The organism is Massilia genomosp. 1, from assembly GCF_011682185.1.
Taxonomy (GTDB): domain Bacteria; phylum Pseudomonadota; class Gammaproteobacteria; order Burkholderiales; family Burkholderiaceae_D; genus Telluria_A; species Telluria_A rubra.
In genome coordinates, this window is sequence record NZ_WHJF01000333.1 from 1 (window position 1) to 815 (window position 815).

Annotated in this window: 2 protein-coding genes and 1 pseudogene; all 3 read left to right on the forward strand. The window is 62.7% G+C overall.

Annotated elements, in window-relative coordinates; all coding sequences use genetic code 11:
• Window positions 1–228, forward strand: a pseudogene (locus tag F1735_RS33915) (alpha/beta hydrolase); the annotation flags it as partial.
• Window positions 229–306: 78 nt separating this feature from the next.
• The gene (gene tnpA, locus F1735_RS33920; RefSeq protein WP_167094471.1) at window positions 307–636 is read left to right on the forward strand and encodes an IS66 family insertion sequence element accessory protein TnpA; all 330 of its coding nucleotides are present in this window, start codon (window positions 307–309) and stop codon (window positions 634–636) included.
• A partial coding sequence (gene tnpB / locus F1735_RS33925; protein WP_167241433.1) for an IS66 family insertion sequence element accessory protein TnpB occupies window positions 636–815 on the forward strand: 180 nt, incomplete at its 3' end. The genes tnpA and tnpB, both read left to right, overlap by 1 nt.

Below are 815 nucleotides of genomic sequence, written 5' to 3' on the forward strand. Positions count from 1 at the left end.
GCGCGTGGCACGCCGGGTGCCGGTGGGGTCCGGCTGCTGCACGGCGTGCGCGGGAATCGCCTGCATATGCTGGGGCGGGCACGATTTCTGTCGGGACTGGAGTATGGCGTGCTGTTGATCGACCTGCAAGCGCACGGCGAAAGCGCGGGTGATCGCATCAGCTTCGGCGTACGCGAGGCCGCCGGCGTGCGCGCCGCGCTCGCGTACCTCAGGCACGAACAGCCGTAAGCGCGCCATAAACCCCAGACTTGTGGCATAGCTGCGGCTGCAGCATTCTTTCCCCATCTAATTTTATGTGGGACAAGGATGAAAAAGGACATGCAATTCTGGGCGGCGCATGTTGCGGCGATTCAGTGCGAAGGCATTTTCGTAAGCGCTTACGCGAAGCGTGAGAATCTGTCGCTCGCGTCGCTCTATTACTGGCAACGCAAGCTGGGCGCGGCAGCGGCGCCGGATGCGGCAGCGCCAGTGCCAGAGAGCCGGTTTATGCAGCTACGGGTGGGCGAGCGCGGGGCTAGTCGGAGCGGCTCGGCCTGCACCCTGGAGTTGGCTGGCGGCGTGCGCCTTGAGTTGGCCGAGCTTCCATCCGCAGAATGGCTGGCGAATCTGGCACGCGCCGCAGCAGGGGCGTTCTGATGCATGCCGGTTGCCGTATCGAGCAGGTCTATTTGTGCCGCGCGCCGGTCGATTTCAGAAAGTCGATCGGAGGGCTGTCGGTGCTGGTCGAACAAGAATTGGAATTGAATCCTTTCGGCAGCGCCCTGTACGTGTTCATCAATCGCCAGCGCGATAAGATCAAGGTCCTGTACTGGCAC

Excerpts from the sequence above, each read along its gene's own strand:
- tnpA (WP_167094471.1), top strand. The coding sequence starts at position 307 with ATGAAAAAGGACATGCAATTCTGGGCGGCGCATGTTGCGGCGATTCAG.